This is a genomic window from Natrinema gari JCM 14663 (genome assembly GCF_000337175.1).
Lineage (GTDB): Archaea > Halobacteriota > Halobacteria > Halobacteriales > Natrialbaceae > Natrinema > Natrinema gari.
The window spans coordinates 1-1023 of record NZ_AOIJ01000069.1 but is presented as its reverse complement, the minus strand read 5'-3'; the positions used below and the strand labels follow the sequence as shown (position 1 = coordinate 1023).

The window sequence follows — 1023 nt, the reverse complement described above, 5'->3', positions numbered from 1 at the left end:
CTCTTTCAGTCGGTTGAGGTCCGACGGGCTCCCGTCGTAGGTAGCCGAGAGACCTTCGCCGCAGACCTTCGACTCGAACTGGCGTTTGTCGTTGAACACGACCGGCTCGACAGCAACCTGGTAATCATCCTCGCCGACGGGGTCGATCGTCAGCAGGTACTCGACGCTGCCGTCGTCCCGCTCGAGGATCGCGTCGACATCGATCCAGAAGTTAGTCAGTTTCTCGTAGTAGACCTCACCGTCTTTCGTCGTCTTTCGGATGTTGAGCCCACCGGCGACGCGCTCGATCGGTGTCGCCGCACTGCCCGATGGTGAGCTGGTGTCCGCCTCGCCATCGTCGCCGTCACCGTCTGGATCCGGCCGCGGGGTACCCATCGCCTCGCGAGCCGCCGCCGAGGCGTCCCATCCGTTGCTCGAGGCGTGTTTGATGACTGTCCCGATGCCGTAATTCCAGTCCGAGGCGTCGTTGATGACTCGGTCGGCCTGCGATTCGGCGTCGCTGTCCCATTTCGTCCCGCTACGCGACCACTGCTTGAACAGCGAGCCGCCAGTCGTTTTGCCGAAGTGGTTGACCAGCCCCATACCGATGTCGCGCCACGTTGTGTAGGTGACGTCGGGGTTGATATGGTCGAGTGCCTCCTCGGCGATCTCGGCGGGCATCCACTCGTCACGGTCGCCTGGCTGCCCAGCGCTCGAACTGTCCGGTGCGTCTTCGGGCTCGATCTCGCTGTCGTTCTCGAGTGGGTCCTCGCCGGTGATCGCCTTGTAGGCCTCGAGGAGCCACTCGTCGAGCCACTCGCCGTAGTCGACGACGTCCTCGCCGGCGTTCTTGAGCGTGTCGCCGGTGAACGTACAGAACTTGTTCGTCAGTGCCTCGACGCCCTCGTGCTCCTCGGCGCTAAAGTGCTGGTCGGCCCACCACTCCGGCACCTCGAACCCGGCGATCGGGATGTGGATCCCGCCGCCCGACGGTGAGAACTCGATGTACGCGCCGCGGTCGAAAAACGGCTGGAGTGACGGCAG

Annotated in this window: 1 protein-coding gene; it reads right to left on the bottom strand. The window is 64.0% G+C overall.

The window, feature by feature from the left end; translation table 11 throughout:
* A partial coding sequence (locus C486_RS16670; RefSeq protein WP_193787481.1) for a PriCT-2 domain-containing protein occupies positions 1-1023 on the bottom strand: 1023 nt, incomplete at both ends.